The organism is Caballeronia sp. LP006, assembly GCF_031450995.1.
Classification (GTDB): domain Bacteria; phylum Pseudomonadota; class Gammaproteobacteria; order Burkholderiales; family Burkholderiaceae; genus Caballeronia.
Genome location: NZ_JARTVW010000003.1, coordinates 145,063 through 162,475, shown reverse-complemented (window position 1 = coordinate 162,475; position 17,413 = coordinate 145,063). Strand labels below are relative to the sequence as shown.

The following is a 17,413-nucleotide window of genomic DNA, read 5'->3' as shown; positions in this document are numbered from 1 at the left end:
CGTCACCCGAGCCATGACGGCTTGCGCTTTTCGAGGAAGCTCTGCACGCCCTCGCGCCCTTCGTCCGATGCCCGAATGCGCGCGATGCGTTCGGCCGTATCGGAGATCAACGAATCGTCGATGACCTTGCCCGCGAGTTCCGACACCAGCCGCTTGCACTCGCCCACGGCGTTCGGGCTGTTGGACGCGATGCCGTTCGCCATTGCATCGACGGTTCGATCGAGCTCGCCGCTCGTCGTCAGTTGATGCACGAAGCCGATACGCAGCGCTTCCGTCGCATCGAAACGCTCGGCCGTCACGAAGTAGCGATGCGCGGCGCGCGCGCCCATCGCGCGAATGACGTAAGGCGCGATGGTCGCGGGCATGAGCCCGAGCTTCGCCTCCGATAGGCAGAAGTTCGCGCTGTCCACGCTCACCGCGATATCGCACGCGGCGACGAGGCCCATGCCGCCCGCGTAGGCATCGCCCTGCACGCTGGCGATCACCGGCTTCGCGCTCGTGTAGATGGTGTTGAGCATGGTCGCAAGCCCGAGCGCGTCCGCGCGGTTTTCCGCCTCCGAATAACCGGCCATGCGCTTCATATAGTTGAGGTCGGCGCCCGCGCAAAAGGCCGGGCCGTTCGCCGCGAGCACGATGACGCGCACGCTCGTGTCGTCGTTGAGCGCGCGGAAGGCGGCAGTCAGTTCGACGATGGTCGCGTCGTCGAAGGCGTTGCGTACATCGGCGCGATCCAGCGTCACGCGGGCGACGTGTCCCGTCACCGAGAGCTCGATGCGTTGCAGATTCATGGCGTCGGACATGTCCTTGTCTCCTTATGCTTGCCGCCGAAAGTTGAGCCGTGCTCAGTTCCCGGCGGATGAATTGCAAAGTTTCGGCGAACATCGCGGCGGCGGTCAATCGATTTTCATGAGTCTCACTCACACGAAATCATCCGAGGAGACCCATACTCGTCATGTGACGCAGCGAGCATGCCCGAACGCAATATAGTCGTATATATTACGGTGCTCGCCGGATTGCATGACCGCGCGAAGATCCAAGACCAGCATCGCGCAATCCGGTGCAGCCAATAAAACAGAACCCAAGGAGCTTTACGTGAAGACTCGTTTGTTGCGCACTTTGCTTTCGTTGGCGGTGGGCTTCGCCGCTTCGTCGGCGTTTGCAGGCGAAGTGCAGATTGCCGTGGCGGCCAATTTCACAGCGCCCGTGCAGGCCATTGCAGCGGACTTCGAAAAGGATACCGGCAACAAGGTCGTCGCTTCGTTCGGCGCGACGGGTCAGTTCTATGCGCAGATCAAGAACGGCGCGCCCTTCGAAGTATTCCTCGCCGCCGACGACACCACGCCCGCCAAGCTCGAAAGCGAAGGCATGACGGTGCCGGGAAGCCGCTTCACTTACGCGACCGGGGCGCTCGCGTTGTGGTCGGCGAAGGAAGGTTACGTCGACGACAAAGGCGAAGTGCTGAAGAAGAACCAGTTCACGCATCTGGCGATCGCCAATCCAAAAGCCGCGCCGTACGGACTTGCCGCCACGCAGACGCTCGACAAGCTCGGGCTCACGCAGGCGGTGGCATCGAAGATCGTCGAAGGGCAGAGCATCTCGCAAGCGCAGCAGTTCATCGCGACGGGCAATGCCGAACTCGGCTTCGTCGCACTCTCGCAAATCTACAAGAACGGCAAGATCACGAGCGGTTCGGCGTGGATCGTGCCGGAATCGCTGCACGAGCCGATCAAGCAAGACGCGGTCATTCTCAACAAGGGCAAGGACAATTCGGTCGCGAAGCAGTTCGAGGATTACCTCAAGGGACCGAAGGCCGCCGAGGTGATCCGCTCGTTCGGCTATCAGCTCTGATTGTTCGCGATGCCGCTCGATAGCGCCGATCTCCAGGCCATCACGCTGACGCTCGAACTGGCGTCGCTGGCGACGGCGCTTCTGCTCGTCATCGGCACGCCTGTCGCGTGGTGGCTATCGCGCACGCGCTCGCGGGCGAAGGGTGTCGTCGGCGCGGTGGTGGCGTTGCCGCTCGTGCTGCCGCCTACCGTCATCGGCTTTTATCTGCTCGTGCTGATGGGGCCGAACGGTTACATCGGCAAGCTCACGCAGGCGTCGGGCATCGGCCTCTTGCCCTTCACGTTCGCGGGGCTCGTAATCGGCTCGGTCATCTATTCGATGCCGTTCGTCGTGCAGCCACTGCAGAACGCGTTCGAAGCCATCGGCAGCCGTCCGCTCGAAGCCGCCGCGACCTTGCGCGCGGGACCGTGGGACACGTTCTTCACTGTCGTGTTGCCGCTTGCGCGGCCGGGCATCATCACCGCGACGATCCTCGGTTTTGCGCACACGGTCGGCGAATTCGGCGTCGTGCTGATGATAGGCGGCAATATTCCCGGGCACACGCGCGTGGTCTCCGTGCAGATCTTCGATCACGTCGAAGCGCTCGAATACGCGCAGGCGCACTGGCTCGCGGGCGGCATGGTGCTGTTCTCGTTCATCGTGCTGTTGCTGCTCTATTCGAGCCGTCGATCGGCGGCGGTGCATGCCTGAAATCTCGTCAACCGGTCAGGCCATCGAGGCGCGCTTTCTCGTCGAACAAGGCCGCTTCACGCTCGATGTCGATCTGCGCTTGCCGGGACGCGGCGTGACCGCGCTCTTCGGCCATTCGGGTTCCGGCAAGACCACGCTGCTGCGCTGTCTCGCGGGACTCGCACGGCCGCGCGCGGGAAGGCTCGTCGTCAATGGCGAAGTGTGGCTCGATACCGACCGCAACGTTTTTCTGCCGACGCACAAGCGTCCGCTCGGCTACGTTTTTCAGGAAGCCAGTCTCTTTGCGCATTTGAGCGTGCGCAAGAATCTTCGCTATGGGCTCGATCGCGTGGCGGCAAGCGAGCGACGCGTCGACCTGGAACAGGCGGCGGAACTGCTTGGCATCGGGCATCTGCTGGAGCGCGATCCGGGCGGATTGTCGGGCGGCGAACGTCAGCGCGTGGGCATTGCGCGGGCGCTGTTGACGAGTCCGCGTCTATTGCTTCTCGACGAACCGCTCGCCGCGCTCGATCAAAAGCGCAAGCTCGAAATCCTGCCGTATCTCGAACGTCTGCACGACGAACTCGATATCCCCGTGCTGTACGTGACCCACGCGCCCGAGGAAGTCGCGCGCCTCGCGGATCACCTCGTTCTGCTCGAAGCCGGCCGCGCGCTGGCGAGCGGCGCAATTGCCGATACGCTCGCGCGGCTCGATCTGCCGCTCGCGCTCGCCGACGATGCATCGGTGGTGCTGGAAGGCATCGTCGCCGATCACGATGCGCGTTATGGTTTGCTGTTGCTCGCGCTGCCGGGTGGCCGCGCCTCGCTCACCGTCGTGCATGCGCCAGTCGAACGAGGCCGCGCGATGCGTGTCGCCGTGAAAGCGCGCGACGTAAGCCTGATCGCCGGCAATGAACCGCACACGTCGAGCAGCGTTCTCAATCTGCTGCCCGCAGTCGTGTCCGACATCGCCGACGATGCCGACCCCGCGCAAGTCGTCGTGCGCCTCGACGTGGACGGCTCGCCGCTCCTCGCGCGCATCACGCGTTATTCGCTGGACCGGCTAGGGATTATCGCGGGCGTGCGGGTCTGGGCGCAGGTAAAGGCCGTCTCGCTGCTCGCCTGATCGCGGCGCTCTTTTAGCGCGGCGTATTGCAGCAGCATGATGGTCTTGCCGTCGGCGATTTCTCCGCTGTCGATCATGGCCAGCGCTTTCTCCAACGGCACCTCGATCACTTCGATTTCCTCGCCTTCGTCCTCCACGCCGCCGCCGTCACTGACGCGCATGGAGCCGTCGTATTCGCCGAGATAAAAGTAGAGTTTCTCCGTCACCGATCCGGGGCTCATGAACGCCTCGAAGATCTTTTCGACGTGCTGCACGCGATACCCGGTTTCCTCCTCGACTTCGGCGCGGATGCGTTCTTCCGGCGTCGAGTTGTCGAGCAGGCCACCGGGCGCTTCGATCAACATGCCGTCGTGGCCGTTGACGAAAGCCGGCATGCGAAATTGGCGCGTCAGGAGCACGTGGCCGTTATGCCGGTTACGCAGCAAGATGGTCGCGCCGTTGCCGCGATCGTAGGTCTCACGGCTCTGGCGCTGCCACGTGCCGTCGCGGCGCAGAAAGTCGAAAGTCACCTTTCTCAGCACGTACCAGTCGTCGGATAAAACAGCGGTATCGAGCACGCGTACTCGTTCCTTGGTCTCAGTCATTGCAGTCTTCCATGGCGTGGTGGTGGCTTCCATGGTAACGTGCAGTTTCGTGCAATTACAAGCAAATTCGTGCAACGATCATGCTCACGAGTCAACGCAAGAAAACAATCCTCGACGCCCTCGCGCGCGACGGTCAGGTGCTCGCCAGCGAGTTGAGCGCGAGCTTCGGCGTGTCGGAAGACACGGTGCGCCGCGATCTACGCGAGTTGGCTGCGGAAGGTCTGCTGCAACGCGTGCACGGCGGCGCCCTGCCCGCTTCTTCGGCCGTGGCGCCGTTTGCGCGTCGGCAGGAAATGGAATCGGAGGCGAAGCGCCGTATCGCGCGGCGCGCCGTTGAGATGATCGAACCGGGGCAAATCGTGATAGTCGATGGCGGCACGACTTCGGCCTTGCTCGTACAGCAACTTCCCGCGAGCCTCGCGGTTACGATCGTCACGCATAGTCCGAGCGTGGCCGTCGCGCTCGCCGAACACGCGACGGTGGAAGTCGTGCTGATCGGCGGCAAGCTTTTCAAGCATTCCATCGTCACGGTCGGCGCGGCGGCCGTCGAAGCGATGTCGCATATCCACGCCGATCTGTATTTCATGGGCGTCACGGGCGTTCATCCCACTGCCGGGCTGACCACCGGCGATTTCGAGGAAGCGCATATCAAACGCGCGCTCGCGGCGCGCGCGGCGGAGACCGTCGTGCTCGCGTCTGCCGCCAAGCTCAACGCGGCATCGCCATACCGTATCGGCGATATCGAGCTTGCGCAGACGGTCATCGTCGAAAGTGCGACGGATGCACGTCTCACCGATCCCATCGAACAAGCAGGCGTGACCATCCTTCGCGCCTGATCGATGCCGCAACTTGTTACGGGGTAACGCGCCGAAAGATTCATCGGGAGAGCCGTAATTGAATTTCCTCCGCAACTGGAATAGCGTAGAAAAATACGCCAAACGCGGTCCGGGCAGGAATTCTCCATGCTGTACGGTAACGGGTCAGGCGAAATTTTTTGGAGAAATGTCGTGAATCGCGTGAAGGCTCTCATCGCGTTGTCGGCGCTTGCCGCGGCGGGTTTCGCCGCCACGGCGCACGCGGGCGGTCACGTCGGCGTGTTTATCGGCGGACCGCTGTACTACCCGTATCCGGTCGCGCCCGTGCCGTACTACTATGCGCCGCCGCAGGTCATCGTTCCGGCGCCCGCCGCGCCGACCACTTATGTCGAGCAAGGCCAGCCCGACCAATCACAGGCTCAGGCTCAGTCGGGCGGCACCTGGTATTACTGCGAGGGATCGCGCACGTACTACCCGTATGTCAAGCAGTGTCCCGGTGGATGGCGCGAAGTTCCGGCGCAACCCCCGCCGCCATCGAATTGAATCGAAGCTGGCTTTTATGAATACTCGCAGGCTCGTTATTTTTCTCGCGCTCTCAGGCTTGGGTCTGTCCGCGTGCACGGTCATGCCGACCGGACCCAGCGTGATGGCGCTGCCCGGCACCGGCAAGACCTTCGACCAGTTCCGCGCGGACGACGCATCGTGCCGTCAGTTCGCGTTTCAGCAAACGGGCGGCGTCACCGCAGATCAGGCCGCGACGAACAGCGCGGTGGGGAGCGCCGTGGTTGGGACCGCCATCGGCGCGGCAGCGGGCGCGGCGTTCGGCGGCGGCACGGGTGCGGCTATCGGCGCGGGCGCGGGATTGTTGACCGGCAGCGCGGTCGGCATGGGCGCGGCGCAAACGTCGGGCTACGGCGTGCAGCGCCGCTACGACTACGCGTATCTGCAGTGCATGTACGCAGCGGGCGATCGTGTTCCGGTCGCAGGTCCGTTGCGCACGGCGCCACCGAACGGCGCGGCGTATTACGCGCCGCCACCGCCACCTCCGCCGGGCATGCCACCGCCTCCTCCGCCTTCGAGCTGACATCGACACGCGCCGCTTGAGCCTTCCTCAGCGGCGCTTTTTTTACGAAGGCATCGCAGCTCAGAGACGCGGTTTCCATTGATCATCGTCGGGGCGCGCCAGTGCCGGCGCCACGATTCCCGGCGCCACGAGCAGTCCGGTCACCCAGCCGATATAAAACCGCAGATCGCTGAAGAACTCGGCTGTGTCGTAAAGGCGAAACGACTGCACGTGCGCGAGCCATAGCACGCATTGCACCGCGCCCGAGAGCACGAGCCACGCAAGCGCGATCACCGCGAGTGCCCGTGCGCAGCGGCGAAACGTGTCCGCATCCCACTGTTCGCGCACGATGATGCATCCCGAGATCAGCACGAGAATCGCCGGAATCACGCTCGTGACCAGCACGTGCGTCTGCCATTCGAAAAGCACGCCGGTCAGATAGCTGAAGATCACGGCGAGCCCGGCTGCGGTCCACATCATCCAGACTGCCCCGCGCGCCGACATCCACGCAATCGTGATGACGAACGGGATCGCCGCCCATTGCAGCGCCTGTCCCACCGCCTTCGCGAGGTTCTCGCTGGCCTGTTCGTTCGAATGGCTCGCCGCTACATACACGGTGATCGCTTCGTGCACGCACACCGCGACGACCGCGAAGCTCAACGCTTCGCACGCGGCGAAGGCGGGCGATTTCTCCGCGCGATGCACGTGTCCCTGCAACCCGCGCAAGCGCTCCAGCAGCGGCTCGACGAAGAACGCGAGAATCGCGCCGATGAGCAACGCGGCGGCGGCATCCCTGAAGGAGAAATGTCCGAAGAGCGAGAACAGCCCTTGCCAGAGAAACTCGGGCGCGGCGGCGCACACCGCCACCCACAGCGCAAAAAAGAAACCGTTCGAAGCGAGTCTGAACGGCATGATGACCTCGATGGTCGATGAGCGCTGCGTTAGAGAGGAGCTTGCGGCAAATCGGCTGCCACGACGCGCGCCGCGATGGCATTTCGCACGCGCTCGCGCAGCCCGGGCGGCATGCCGAAACCTTCGTAGGCGAGCGCTTGCGCCACGGTCACCACTTTCATCTCTTCATAGCGCCGCCCGCTGCCGATGAGCGCCTCGAACGCATTCGCGCGCTCGTTGATCTCGATGGGATCGGCATCGACGAGCAGAACGGCGTGAGCCAGCACGGCATGGCGCGGTTGCTCGTCGAGGGACGACGACACGCGCCGCCAGTATTGCGCCGTGCCGGCGATCTTGCGCGCATCGTGGCCGGGACCCCAGGCGAGATTGAAGCGGCCATCGCAGAACGAACCTTCTACCGCTTGCCAGTGCGTGAGCACGCCGAGGGTGTTGAGCGCATCCGCGATGATGCCGCACAGATGCAGATAGACCGGCTCGGCAAGCGCGCCCATCGGCGCGTGCACGGGATACGCGAGACTCAGATTCAGAATGCCGGGACCTTGCGGAACCAGCCCGCCGCCCGACAAACGCAGCCAGACGGGACAGCCGCGTCGCGCGAAATCAGTGCGAGCATCGGCCAAGGGCGCATAACGCTGATAACTGCGCGGCACGATCAGCGAGCGCGGCGCTTCCCACAGATGCGCCACCGCATCGCCCGCTTTCGCGCGGTCGAGCAGCGCTTCCTCGGCTTGCAGCGGATTCCCGGGCAGCGTTTCGAAATCGAGCAATTCGAAGGGCATGGAGTGGATGTCAGGACGCGCGGTGACAGCGACATCGCACATAGTAGCGAAGAAGCGGGCGCGCGGCTGAGAACGCGCCGCCTCGACGGCGCGTTGCCTCGAACCTGCGCGCGATCAGACGCTCTTGCCCACATGCTCCTTCAACAACGCGTTGACCTCGTTGGCTTTCTCCATCTGGCTCATGTGCCCGGCATCGTCGAATATGCGCACGGTCGCATGCTTCGGCGCGTTTTCGGCATGCGCGGCCGGGATGATCTGGTCTTTCGCGCCCCAGATCACGAGCACCGGCTTGCCGCTTTCCTCGAGCTTTCTTCCGGGCTGACCGCTCTGGCGGCCACCGCCGAAGAGCGCGCCACCGAGCGCAGTCAGTGCTTCGCTCACGCCATCCAGACGCTTGTACTTGAGCAAGTCGTCGAGCATTTGGCGGCTGACGAGCTCCGGATTGGCGAACAGCAGCTCGACCACTGGCTTCAGCTCGCGACGCGATTGCGCGCTCACGAAACCCTCGGTGTACGCGTTGTTCACTTCATCGCCGAAACCGGAGGGCGACACGAGCGCGACCGATTGCACGCGCGCGGGCGCATCGACGGCGAGTTGCGCGGCGATGCCGCCGCCCATGGAGTGCCCGACGAGATGCGCCTTTTCGATATTCACCGCGTCCATGAAGTGCGCGACGAAGCGCGCGAGATCGGCGAGCGTCGTGCCCGGCACCTTGGGCGTCGATTGCCCGTGGCCCGGCAAATCGAGCGCGAACACGCGATTGTGTTCGGCGAGCGCGTCGAGATTGAAGAGCCAGTTGTCGAGATCGCCGCCGAAGCCGTGGATGAACAGCACCGCGGACTTGCCCGCATCGTCGCCGCCGCGCGCGGCATAGCGCACGCGAATGCCGTCGACATCGACGAAGTGATATGCCGACGCCGCTTCGTCGCCCTCGCCTTCCTCGTCCGGCGGCGTTTCGTAGGACGACACATAGGCGTCGATATCGGCGTCGCTGACCTCGGCCGGCGCGAGCACGCCGAGGAGCGCTTTCACCGGCAGCGTGTCGCCCGCCGACGCAACCCTGCGGCGCAACGTACCCGCGTCGGGCGCTTCCACCGCGTTGGCGATCTTGTCGGTTTCGACATCGAGAATCGGCATGCCGACGGCGATCTGCGCGCCCTCTTCCACGAGCCACTCGTTTACCGTGCCTTCTTTCATCGACAAGCCCCATTTGGGCATGACGATCGGTGTGATTGCGGGCATCAGTGCTTTCCTCCTTTCATCGTTTTACGCGCGGCGTCGGCGATTTGCGCGGCGCTCGGAATGTACAGATCTTCGAGCGTCGGCGAGAACGGCACGGGGGTGTGCGGCGGCGCGACCATTTCGATGGCCGCTTTCAGCGCGCCGAACGCTCGCTGCGCGACTTGCGCCGAAAGATCCGTGGCGATGTTGCAGCGCGGACTCGCTTCATCGACGACGACGAGCCTTCCCGTGTTCTCGACCGTTTCGAGCACGGTGTCCATATCGAGCGGCGATAGCGAGCGCAAATCGACGATCTCGGCTTCGATGCCTTCCTTCGCGAGCGTCGCCGCCGCCTCCAGCGCGCGGTGCACCATCAACCCGTAAGTGACGATGGACACATCCTTGCCGTCGCGCACGATGTTGGCCTCGCCGAACGGAATGGCATACGAGTTCTCGGGCACTTCGCCTTCGAAACCGTAAAGGTTCTTGTGCTCGCAGAAGATGACCGGGTCGTTGTCGCGAATCGCCTGAATCAAGAGGCCCTTGGTGTCGTAAGGCGTGGACGGACAGACGACCTTGAGACCGGGAATATGCGTGAAAAGCGGCGTCAGCATCTGGCTATGCTGCGCGGCCGCGCGAAAGCCCGCGCCGACCATCGCGCGAATCACGACGGGCGTTTCGGCCTTGCCGCCAAACATGTAGCGGAACTTGGCGGCCTGATTGAAGATCTGGTCGAAACACACGCCCATGAAGTCGATGAACATCAATTCCGCGATCGGCCGCATGCCGCACGCCGCCGCGCCGATTGCCGCGCCCACGTACGCCGATTCGGAGAGCGGCGTGTCGAGCAGCCGGTCGCCGTGCTTGGCGTACAGTCCTTTCGTGACGCCCAGCACGCCGCCCCACGCGTCTTTCTCGCCGTCCGCGCCGGCGCCGCCGACGATATCCTCGCCAAGCAGAATCACGCTCGGATCGCGGGTCATTTCCTGGTCGATGGCTTCGTTGATCGCCATCTTCATGCTCAGTTTTCGGGCCATGATGATTTGTCTCGCTAAGTGTTTTGAATGGGCGATCAATACTTCACGTACACGTCGGTGAGCAGGTCGGCCGCGGCCGGCAGTGGCGCGTCCTTCGCTTCCTGCACGGCGCGGTCGATCAGCGCGGCGACTTCGCGGTCGATGGCATCGAGTTCGCCGGGAGAGATCACGTCGGCTTGCGTCACGGCATGCGCGAACTTCTTCAGGCAATCCTTGTTCGAGCGGATATCGTCGAGTTCGCCGGGCGCGCGGTACGTCTGCGCATCGCCTTCGAAGTGGCCGTAGAAGCGGATCATCTTGCATTCGAGCAGCGCCGGGCCGCCGCCTTCACGCGCTCGGCGGATCACTTCGCCCGCTGCTTCGTGCACCGCGAAGAAGTCGGTGCCATCCACCGTCACGCCGGGAATGCCGAAGCCCGCCGCGCGATCCACGTAGCTATCCACCGCCGTGCCATAATCGCGCGCGGTCGATTCCGCGTAGCCGTTGTTCTCGATCACGAAGATCACCGGCAGATTCCACACCGCCGCGAGATTCAGGCTTTCGAGAAAGGTGCCCTGGTTCGACGCGCCATCGCCCGCGAAGGTGATGCCCACCTCGCCCTTGCCGCGAAACTTCGCCGCGAGCGCCGCGCCGCAGATCAATGGCGCGCCCGCACCGAGAATGCCGTTCGCGCCCATCATCCCTTTGGACAGGTCGGCGATATGCATGGAGCCGCCCTTGCCGTTGCACGAGCCGCCCTTTCTGCCGTAGATCTCTTTCATCATGGCGACGGGATCGACGCCTTTCGCGATGCAGTGCCCATGTCCGCGATGCGTGCTCGCAATGCGGTCGCCGTCGTTCAGGTGATGCATGATGCCGACGCCCGCCGCCTCTTCGCCCGCATAGAGATGGACGAAACCGGGGATGTCGCCGCGACCGAAATCGACGTGCAGACGCTCTTCGAAATCGCGGATCGTGCGCATCTTGCGGTAGACACTCAGCAGTTCTTCCTTCGATAACGGCAAGCCTCCCGCATGCTGCGGGGTTTGCGACGATGTCATGTCTGTCTCCTTCGATCGGGTTAAACGACGGTGCTGGCAGTGTTGCCGGATAAGCGCATGAGTCCGGCGCGCGCGGCATAGCGCATGCACGCGGCGACATCGATGCTGCGAAACGCGTTCTCACGCAAGGTGATGGTCACTTCGTCGCCGGGGCCGAAAGCAAGCTCGCGCTCGCCGTCCAGCGCGACGATGCCCGCGCGCTGCTTGACGCGTTGCGGCACGCCGTCGGCAAGGCGCTGCCAGCTTGCGATCGGCACGCGCTCCATCAAGCCCGGCGCAATGGGCGCGCAAAGTTCGAATTCGCCCTTGCCGGATGCGGCCAGTTCGACGGCGAGGCCGCCCGGCTCGTGACGGCCGATTGGTTCGAGCAAGCCCGCGATGGCCGACATGCCGATGGCCTGCGGATCGGCATAAGACACGTAGACGGCCGCGAGCGTGTCGATCTTCCAGAGCGCGCGTGCGCCGACGAATTTTTCGTGCGAGATGACGGCATCGACGAGCGCGATGTCATGGCGCACGGCGCCGTTCTGATCGCGTATGTCGATGTCGAGGCGCTTGTTCGACATGAGCGCCTGCGCAGCCGGAATGCGGCCGGTGGCGTAAAGACCCGTGGCGAGCCCGGAGATGGTCGGCTCGCGCATTTCCGGGTAGGCGTTGTTCGTGCCCGTCGATAAACCCGCGAGCGGCACCGCGCCGCACTCGCGCACCACCGCGCGATGCGTGCCGTCGCCGCCCAGCACGATGAGCGCCGCCGCGCCCGCGTCCTGCATCATGCGCGCCGCGCGAAAGGTGTCGTCGACCCGCGCGGTCACGGGCATATCGAGAAATTCGACGCTCGCGAGATCCGCGTCGTGCCCGTGCTTGCGCGCGAGATGACGCGCGAGCATGACCTTGAGCCCTTCGCGATCCGGCATCATCAGGACGCGCTCGACGCCGCACGCCGCAAGCGACGACAAGAGCCGCAGCACGATATTCACGCGATCCGCGAGTTGCAGGCTGTTCGCGTTGGCGATCACGCGCCGGATGTCGCGCGCCGAAACCGGATTGGCGATGATGCCGACGAGCGGCTCGACGCTGTCACGCATGCTGGTGTCTCCGTTGACCCTGGCCGAAAGAAAGACGCTTCGTCGGGCGTTGGAATGGTTGTGAGGCGAGTAAAGGCAAGCGCTATGCCAATTGGAATAGCGAGGGATTACCCGGAAATAACGGGTGTTTTACGAGAGGAAGGGCACGTTGCACGCGTGCCGCCGTGACAGGTGTCACAGCGGCAGGTGTCTCATGGAGTACAGGCGTATCGCGAAATGCGGATGCTCAACGTTCGCCCGCGTCACGTTGATTCGGCGAACGAATGCCATAGCGCGCCATGCGCCGATACAGCGTCATGCGGCTCACGCCGATCTGCCGAGCCACGGCGCTCAGGTTCCAGCTCGCCGCGCGCAGATACTGCATCAGCAACATGCCTTCGGGCGGCAGGCGATGTGTATCGAACGCTTCGTCGGCCACATGTGCATGCGGCGGTTGCGGCGCGGCGTCGTGCGCGGTCGATTCGACGAATCCATCCGGAAGATCGTCGACCTCGATCACGCCATCCGCGCACACCGCGCGCGCGTAGCGCAGCACGTTGTTGAGCTCGCGCAGATTTCCCGGCCACTCATGCCGATGCAAACAAACCCGCGCCGCCGGCGACAACGCAACGGGACCATGCGCGGTATCGGCATCGAGGAACTTGCGGATCAGCCAGTCGAGATCGGATCGTTCGCGCAGCGGCGGCAACGCGAAGCGCGCGCCGTTCAGACGGTAGTACAGGTCTTCGCGAAAGCGGCCGTCCTGCATCAGCGCGTCGAGCGAATGATGCGTCGCGGAAATCACGCGCACGTCCACGGAAACCGGACGCGACGCGCCTATCGCCAGAACTTCGCCTTCGGCCAGCACGCGCAAGAGACGAGATTGCAACTCACGCGGCATGTCGCCGATTTCATCGAGGAAAAGCGTGCCGCCATCGGCTTCCTGAATCAGGCCGCGCTTTGCTTTTGGACCCGCGCCGGAAAAGCTGTTCGGCAGATGCCCGAACAATTCGCTTTCGATGAGCGTCTCCGGTATCGCCGCGCAGTTCACCGCGACGAATGGACCCGCGCGCCGCGCACTCGCGCGATGCAGCGCCTTCGCGAAGAATTCCTTGCCGCTGCCGGTTTCGCCGTTCACGAGCAGATTGATCGGCGAATCGACGAGTTTGGCGGCGCGTTCGAGTTGCCGCGCAAGCGCGGCATCGCCGCCGCCGAGGGCGGCCAGCGGCGCGGGAATGCCGGGCGCACTTGCGGATTTTTCTTGCGTCGATGGCGCGAAACATGGCGCGGGCGGCATCACGCTCAGATAAAGCAGTGCGCCGCTGCGCGCAAGCGGCAGCGCGCGCAGTTCGCTCGGCCGCGAATAGACAAAACGGCTCAAATCTTCCAGACGCGCTTCGAAGAGCGCATCGAAACGCATGCCGATAAGCGACGCCGCCGTTTCTCCCGGCGCGATAGGCTTCCCGATCTCGGCCGCCAGCATTTCGTGCGCGCGCCGGTTATGTCCGACGATGCGCCCGCCCTCATCGAGCGCGATCAGATATTCAGGATCGACATCGACGAATTCGGGCGATGTGTTGAGCTTGAGAATCCAGTCCTGCCGATGCGTGCGCAGAAAAATCGCGTTCTCGATATGCCGCACGTAGATGCGCACGAGTTGCAGCGCGAGGTTCTGACTGTCGCGCGCTTGCGGTGAAGTCAGCGCGGAGATGTCGAGGATCGCGGTGAGCGCGCCGCGCGAATCGAAGAGCGGCGCGGCCGTGCAAGTGAGCGGGATATGCGTGGCGTCGAAGTGATCGATCTGATGCACGGTCAGCGCCTGCCCCGTCGCGAGCGCAGTGCCGACCGCACACGTGCCCGCGCCGTCCTCGCTCCATTCCGCGCCGAGATAGAGCCCGGCACGACGCAAGGCCGTATCGGCGTTCGCGTCGCCAATGTAATCGACCGTCACGCCGAGCGCGTCCGTCAGCAGCACGACGTAACCCATCCCCGCGACCTGCTCGTAAAGTGTTTCCAGTCCATGTCGAGCGATGCGCGCGAAATCGTCGATCCGTTGCTGATGCTCGCGCAAGCGCGTCTGCGTCAGGATGCGCGCTTCCTGCATGCGCGACGGATCGAGCCCGTATTGATGAACGCAACGACGCCATGAAGTCTGAATGATGCTTTCCTGCGTGCGCGCAGGCGCCAGAACCTGCGCGCGCGTCGTCGCCGCGACGACTGCCTCGATGTGCTCGCGTTGCCGCATGTCCATGCGTGCTCTCCTGGGTGTCTCGTGCCCGGACGCTCGTTGGCTGGCGTCTTTTGTCGCTCGCGCACGGTCGTGCGACCGCGGGTAAACCGCTCCGCGCGCGGCGTCGTTCAGGCCATATGATGCTCGAATCGGCAGGACGCGTCATGCAGCGCACTGGTTGCGCCGCAGCAATCAACGTGGAAAAACAGGAGACGAGCGATGGCAAAAATCGCCTACGCAGACTTCGAGCGGCAAGTCGTGCAGCATCACCTGATCAAAGGCAACGTGTATGAGAACGGCGCGACGCTGGTCGAGCGCGCGAACCGGTGGATCGAGGAAAACGGTGTGGATGTACTGAACGTCGAGAGCCTCTCGACGTTCGGCGCGGGCGACGATACCAGCGTCAGCCATTGGTACTCGGGCATTCGCGTCTGGTATCGCACCACATGAAAGGCGCGTTCGGCCGAATCAGCCGCGACCGACGAACGGCATCTTGGTCGCCATCACGGTATGGAACAGTACGTTGGCTTCGAGCGGCAGATTCGCCATGTAAAGCACCGATTGGCCGACGATCTTCACGTCCATCATCGGTTCGATGGCGGTCTCGCCGTTCGCCTGCGGCACGCCGCGCGACATGCGCTCGGACAGATCCGTCAGTGCGTTGCCGACGTCCACTTGACCGACCGCGATGTCGTACTTGCGGCCATCGAGCGATGCGGATTTCGTCAGTCCACCGACCGCGTGCTTGGTCGCCGTATAGGCGGCCGAATTCGGACGCGGCGCGCTCGCCGAAATGGAACCGTTGTTGATGATGCGGCCGCCTCGCGGTGTTTGTGCGCGCATCGTCCGGAACGCCTGTTGCAGGCAATAGAACATGCCGTTCAGATTGACGTTCACCACGCCTTGCCATTGCTCGGGCGTCCATTCCTCGAACGGTCCCGGCGGATTGCTCACGCCCGCGTTGTTGAACAGCAAATCGACGCGTCCGAAGCGCTCGACTGCCGCCGCAAAGAGCTTTTCGACCGATTGCGGATCGGAGACATCCGTCGGAACGGCAAGCGCGCGTTCGCTTGCGTCGGCTTCGCCGATGACCGCTTCGAGCGGCGCCGCGCGTCGGCCCGCGAGCACGACCGACCAGCCGTCGCCGAGTAGAGCAAGCGCCGCCGCACGGCCGATGCCGCTCCCCGCTCCGGTGACGATGGCAATGCGCTTCTGCTGATTCACTGCGTCGGACATGTCGGCGTTCTCCTGTTGTGGTGCGCGCGCACCCTTGTGAGTGCGTCGCGCGATTGGAAGAACATTATCGACGAATGCGGAGACAAGCGCGGCGCTTTTCAGCGAGCGCTTTCAAAGCCGTTTCAACGATTACTCGATGCTTCCGTCGCCACCGTGCGCGCGGTGTTGCGCATGTTGCTGCCATCGCAGAAGACGACGGTCATCATCATCGGCACGACTTCATGGACGATTGCGTTGCTGCCGGACTCGCGCACGCGATCCTCGACCGTTTCTTTCGCGCCGAGCACGACTACGCCGTAAGCCGAGTCGTTGATCGGACGGCCGTTGCCCTGCTTAAACATGGCATCGCCCTGTTCGTAGCCGAGCACGGCATATACGCGAAAGCCGTAGGCCGTGAGTTCGCTGCCTTGAGTCGGCTTGAACGCGTTGACCGAGTTGGCTTCGACGCGCATCGGCGCGGCGTCGATCGAGCGGTCGTCGCGCAGTGGCGCGATGAAGCGATGCGCGCTGGATTGGCAGTCGAGCTGGCTTTCGAGCGGACGGGCAGTCGAGAGGCCGGGTATCAGCGCGCCGGCGAGTGCGGCAAGGACGGTAAGCGTGGCGAAAGGGACGGTTTTCATGGCAGCAGCAATTCAACGGTTGAGTTGATCGACACGACATGGACTACGTTTTGTGTAATGCAATAAGCAAGCCAATTTTTTAGTTCGTCTTTGTTTGCGGTTGCCTGGGCGGTGAGTCGTGACGGTGGTGTGCGCTAACTGCTTGTCTTCGCTGTGGTTTTTACAATTGCGCGTGTAGTTGATTCGTGCGGTTTTGTAAGCGCGATTGAATTGCTTCGATACCCGATGTGTTTGGGTTTGGACGACAAAGTTGCATGTGCAACGACAGTCGGCCCGAGTGTGCGTCGGCGAAACAACGGGACCTTTGGATAGAAGTAATTGCAAGCGCCCAGGCCAGCTAATGATGCGAGCCGTTGATTACCATCGGCTATATTGAGCAATTCTTTTCTTCTGGAACCAGCATGACTTCTTTAGTCGATTTTCCGATCACCCAGAGGTGGCCAGCACAACACCCCGAACGCATTCAGCTTTACTCGCTACCGACGCCCAATGGCGTGAAGGTGTCGATCATGCTGGAAGAGACAGGGCTGCCTTACGAGCCGCATCTCGTGCGATTCGATACCAACGATCAAATGTCGCCCGAATTCCTGTCGTTGAATCCGAACAATAAGATTCCCGCGATCATCGATCCGAACGGTCCGAACGGCAAACCGCTGCCGCTTTTCGAATCCGGGGCGATTCTGCTTTATCTCGCCGATAAAAGCGGCCAATTCGTTCCGGCAGACCCGGCGCGACGCTACGAAGCCATTCAATGGCTGATGTTCCAGATGGGCGGTGTCGGCCCGATGTTCGGTCAGGTCGGATTCTTCAATAAATTTGCCGGCAAGGACTACGAGGACAAGCGTCCGCGCGATCGGTACGTCGCCGAAGCGAAACGCCTGCTCGCAGTCCTCGACAAACACCTCGCCGGCCGCGACTGGATTTCGGGGAATGAGTACAGCATCGCCGATATCGCGACGTTTCCGTGGATTCGCAATCTAGTCGGATTTTATGAAGCACGCGATCTCGTCGGTTTCGACGATTTTGCGAACGTAAAGCGCGTGCTCGATGTGTTCCTCGCGCGTCCGGCGGTTCAACGTGGACTGGAGATTCCGAAGCGCGTGTGATCGTTGGATTTTTGCTTGATCAACCGTCGCTGACGATATTGCCGAAATCGTGCGGAAACGGTT

At 63.2% G+C, this 17,413-nt stretch carries 19 protein-coding genes; 8 read left to right on the top strand and 11 right to left on the bottom strand.

The features are described 5' to 3' along the window. Window positions 1–2: 2 nt before the first annotated feature. Window positions 3–788: an enoyl-CoA hydratase/isomerase family protein gene (locus P9250_RS05435; protein ID WP_370652264.1), complete on the bottom strand. Its 786-nt coding sequence runs from the start codon at window positions 786–788 to the stop codon at window positions 3–5. Between the two features lie 304 nt (window positions 789–1,092). On the opposite strand from P9250_RS05435, the gene modA reads away from it, so the two are divergent. The 3 genes from modA to modC are packed head-to-tail and all read left to right on the top strand — an operon-like array spanning window position 1,093 to window position 3,643. Beyond that, the gene (modA, locus tag P9250_RS05430; protein ID WP_250468988.1) at window positions 1,093–1,848 is read left to right on the top strand and encodes a molybdate ABC transporter substrate-binding protein; all 756 of its coding nucleotides are present in this window, start codon (window positions 1,093–1,095) and stop codon (window positions 1,846–1,848) included. Between the two features lie 9 nt (window positions 1,849–1,857). Next, complete coding sequence (gene modB / locus P9250_RS05425) at window positions 1,858–2,538, top strand: molybdate ABC transporter permease subunit (protein WP_310391617.1); 681 nt, start codon at window positions 1,858–1,860, stop codon at window positions 2,536–2,538. Further along, window positions 2,531–3,643, top strand: coding sequence for a molybdenum ABC transporter ATP-binding protein (modC, locus tag P9250_RS05420; protein WP_310391613.1), 1,113 nt, complete (start codon window positions 2,531–2,533; stop codon window positions 3,641–3,643). The genes modB and modC overlap by 8 nt, the downstream gene beginning before the upstream one ends. Here modC and P9250_RS05415 read toward each other — a convergent pair. Continuing rightward, on the bottom strand, window positions 3,565–4,227 hold the full coding sequence (locus P9250_RS05415) for an NUDIX domain-containing protein (RefSeq protein ID WP_310391611.1): 663 nt from the start codon (window positions 4,225–4,227) through the stop codon (window positions 3,565–3,567). The two genes, modC and P9250_RS05415, sit on opposite strands and share 79 nt — an antisense overlap. Before the next feature lie 80 nt (window positions 4,228–4,307). On the opposite strand from P9250_RS05415, the gene P9250_RS05410 reads away from it, so the two are divergent. The 3 genes from P9250_RS05410 (at window position 4,308) to P9250_RS05400 (ending at window position 6,126) form a co-directional block, all read left to right on the top strand. Next, entirely contained in the window at window positions 4,308–5,063 is a 756-nt protein-coding gene (locus tag P9250_RS05410) for a DeoR/GlpR family DNA-binding transcription regulator (protein WP_310391609.1), read from the top strand. A gap of 171 nt (window positions 5,064–5,234) precedes the next feature. Beyond that, entirely contained in the window at window positions 5,235–5,585 is a 351-nt protein-coding gene (locus P9250_RS05405; protein WP_244829861.1) for a hypothetical protein, read from the top strand. A 16-nt stretch (window positions 5,586–5,601) separates the two neighbouring features. Next, window positions 5,602–6,126, top strand: a complete 525-nt coding sequence (locus P9250_RS05400) for a YMGG-like glycine zipper-containing protein (RefSeq protein ID WP_244829862.1) — start codon at window positions 5,602–5,604, stop codon at window positions 6,124–6,126. Window positions 6,127–6,186: 60 nt separating this feature from the next. Here P9250_RS05400 and P9250_RS05395 read toward each other — a convergent pair whose 3' ends face one another. From P9250_RS05395 to P9250_RS05365, 7 genes are all read right to left on the bottom strand, one after another. Continuing rightward, window positions 6,187–7,017, bottom strand: coding sequence for a hypothetical protein (locus P9250_RS05395; protein ID WP_244829863.1), 831 nt, complete (start codon window positions 7,015–7,017; stop codon window positions 6,187–6,189). A gap of 29 nt (window positions 7,018–7,046) precedes the next feature. Then, window positions 7,047–7,796 (bottom strand): lipoyl protein ligase domain-containing protein, encoded by a 750-nt coding sequence (locus P9250_RS05390; RefSeq protein ID WP_310391606.1) that lies wholly within the window; start codon window positions 7,794–7,796, stop codon window positions 7,047–7,049. Between the two features lie 114 nt (window positions 7,797–7,910). After that, complete coding sequence (locus P9250_RS05385) at window positions 7,911–9,038, bottom strand: acetoin dehydrogenase dihydrolipoyllysine-residue acetyltransferase subunit (protein WP_310391604.1); 1,128 nt, start codon at window positions 9,036–9,038, stop codon at window positions 7,911–7,913. Next, on the bottom strand, window positions 9,038–10,054 hold the full coding sequence (locus P9250_RS05380) for an alpha-ketoacid dehydrogenase subunit beta (RefSeq protein WP_310391602.1): 1,017 nt from the start codon (window positions 10,052–10,054) through the stop codon (window positions 9,038–9,040). The genes P9250_RS05385 and P9250_RS05380 overlap by 1 nt, the downstream gene beginning before the upstream one ends. A gap of 35 nt (window positions 10,055–10,089) precedes the next feature. Then, a complete protein-coding gene (locus P9250_RS05375) occupies window positions 10,090–11,094 on the bottom strand; it encodes a thiamine pyrophosphate-dependent dehydrogenase E1 component subunit alpha (protein WP_244829867.1) in 1,005 nt (334 codons plus the stop codon). 20 nt (window positions 11,095–11,114) lie between these two features. Then, complete coding sequence (locus P9250_RS05370; RefSeq protein WP_250468948.1) at window positions 11,115–12,179, bottom strand: ATP-NAD kinase family protein; 1,065 nt, start codon at window positions 12,177–12,179, stop codon at window positions 11,115–11,117. Between the two features lie 226 nt (window positions 12,180–12,405). After that, on the bottom strand, window positions 12,406–14,409 hold the full coding sequence (locus P9250_RS05365; RefSeq protein WP_310391598.1) for a sigma-54-dependent Fis family transcriptional regulator: 2,004 nt from the start codon (window positions 14,407–14,409) through the stop codon (window positions 12,406–12,408). Window positions 14,410–14,607: 198 nt separating this feature from the next. Here P9250_RS05365 and P9250_RS05360 point away from each other — a divergent pair, with 198 nt between their 5' ends. Beyond that, window positions 14,608–14,838, top strand: coding sequence for a hypothetical protein (locus tag P9250_RS05360; protein ID WP_310391596.1), 231 nt, complete (start codon window positions 14,608–14,610; stop codon window positions 14,836–14,838). Between the two features lie 18 nt (window positions 14,839–14,856). Here P9250_RS05360 and P9250_RS05355 read toward each other — a convergent pair whose 3' ends face one another. Further along, entirely contained in the window at window positions 14,857–15,624 is a 768-nt protein-coding gene (locus tag P9250_RS05355; RefSeq protein ID WP_244829871.1) for an SDR family oxidoreductase, read from the bottom strand. A gap of 122 nt (window positions 15,625–15,746) precedes the next feature. After that, the gene (locus P9250_RS05350) at window positions 15,747–16,244 is read right to left on the bottom strand and encodes a hypothetical protein (protein WP_310391594.1); all 498 of its coding nucleotides are present in this window, start codon (window positions 16,242–16,244) and stop codon (window positions 15,747–15,749) included. A gap of 401 nt (window positions 16,245–16,645) precedes the next feature. Here P9250_RS05350 and P9250_RS05345 point away from each other — a divergent pair, with 401 nt between their 5' ends. Further along, window positions 16,646–17,350 carry a glutathione S-transferase N-terminal domain-containing protein gene (locus P9250_RS05345; RefSeq protein ID WP_250510869.1) on the top strand — a complete coding sequence of 235 codons (705 nt, stop codon included), beginning with the start codon at window positions 16,646–16,648 and terminating at the stop codon, window positions 17,348–17,350. Window positions 17,351–17,413 lie beyond the last annotated feature (63 nt).

Coding starts and splice junctions, on each gene's coding strand:
- P9250_RS05435 (WP_370652264.1), bottom strand. CDS start 788: ATGAATCTGCAACGCATCGAGCTCTCGGTGACGGGACACGTCGCCCGC.
- modB (WP_310391617.1), top strand. CDS start 1,858: ATGCCGCTCGATAGCGCCGATCTCCAGGCCATCACGCTGACGCTCGAA.
- modC (WP_310391613.1), top strand. CDS start 2,531: ATGCCTGAAATCTCGTCAACCGGTCAGGCCATCGAGGCGCGCTTTCTC.
- P9250_RS05415 (WP_310391611.1), bottom strand. CDS start 4,227: ATGACTGAGACCAAGGAACGAGTACGCGTGCTCGATACCGCTGTTTTA.
- P9250_RS05410 (WP_310391609.1), top strand. CDS start 4,308: ATGCTCACGAGTCAACGCAAGAAAACAATCCTCGACGCCCTCGCGCGC.
- P9250_RS05400 (WP_244829862.1), top strand. CDS start 5,602: ATGAATACTCGCAGGCTCGTTATTTTTCTCGCGCTCTCAGGCTTGGGT.
- P9250_RS05395 (WP_244829863.1), bottom strand. CDS start 7,017: ATGCCGTTCAGACTCGCTTCGAACGGTTTCTTTTTTGCGCTGTGGGTG.
- P9250_RS05390 (WP_310391606.1), bottom strand. CDS start 7,796: ATGCCCTTCGAATTGCTCGATTTCGAAACGCTGCCCGGGAATCCGCTG.
- P9250_RS05385 (WP_310391604.1), bottom strand. CDS start 9,038: ATGCCCGCAATCACACCGATCGTCATGCCCAAATGGGGCTTGTCGATG.
- P9250_RS05380 (WP_310391602.1), bottom strand. CDS start 10,054: ATGGCCCGAAAACTGAGCATGAAGATGGCGATCAACGAAGCCATCGAC.
- P9250_RS05375 (WP_244829867.1), bottom strand. CDS start 11,094: ATGACATCGTCGCAAACCCCGCAGCATGCGGGAGGCTTGCCGTTATCG.
- P9250_RS05370 (WP_250468948.1), bottom strand. CDS start 12,179: ATGCGTGACAGCGTCGAGCCGCTCGTCGGCATCATCGCCAATCCGGTT.
- P9250_RS05365 (WP_310391598.1), bottom strand. CDS start 14,409: ATGGACATGCGGCAACGCGAGCACATCGAGGCAGTCGTCGCGGCGACG.
- P9250_RS05360 (WP_310391596.1), top strand. CDS start 14,608: ATGGCAAAAATCGCCTACGCAGACTTCGAGCGGCAAGTCGTGCAGCAT.
- P9250_RS05355 (WP_244829871.1), bottom strand. CDS start 15,624: ATGTCCGACGCAGTGAATCAGCAGAAGCGCATTGCCATCGTCACCGGA.
- P9250_RS05350 (WP_310391594.1), bottom strand. CDS start 16,244: ATGAAAACCGTCCCTTTCGCCACGCTTACCGTCCTTGCCGCACTCGCC.
- P9250_RS05345 (WP_250510869.1), top strand. CDS start 16,646: ATGACTTCTTTAGTCGATTTTCCGATCACCCAGAGGTGGCCAGCACAA.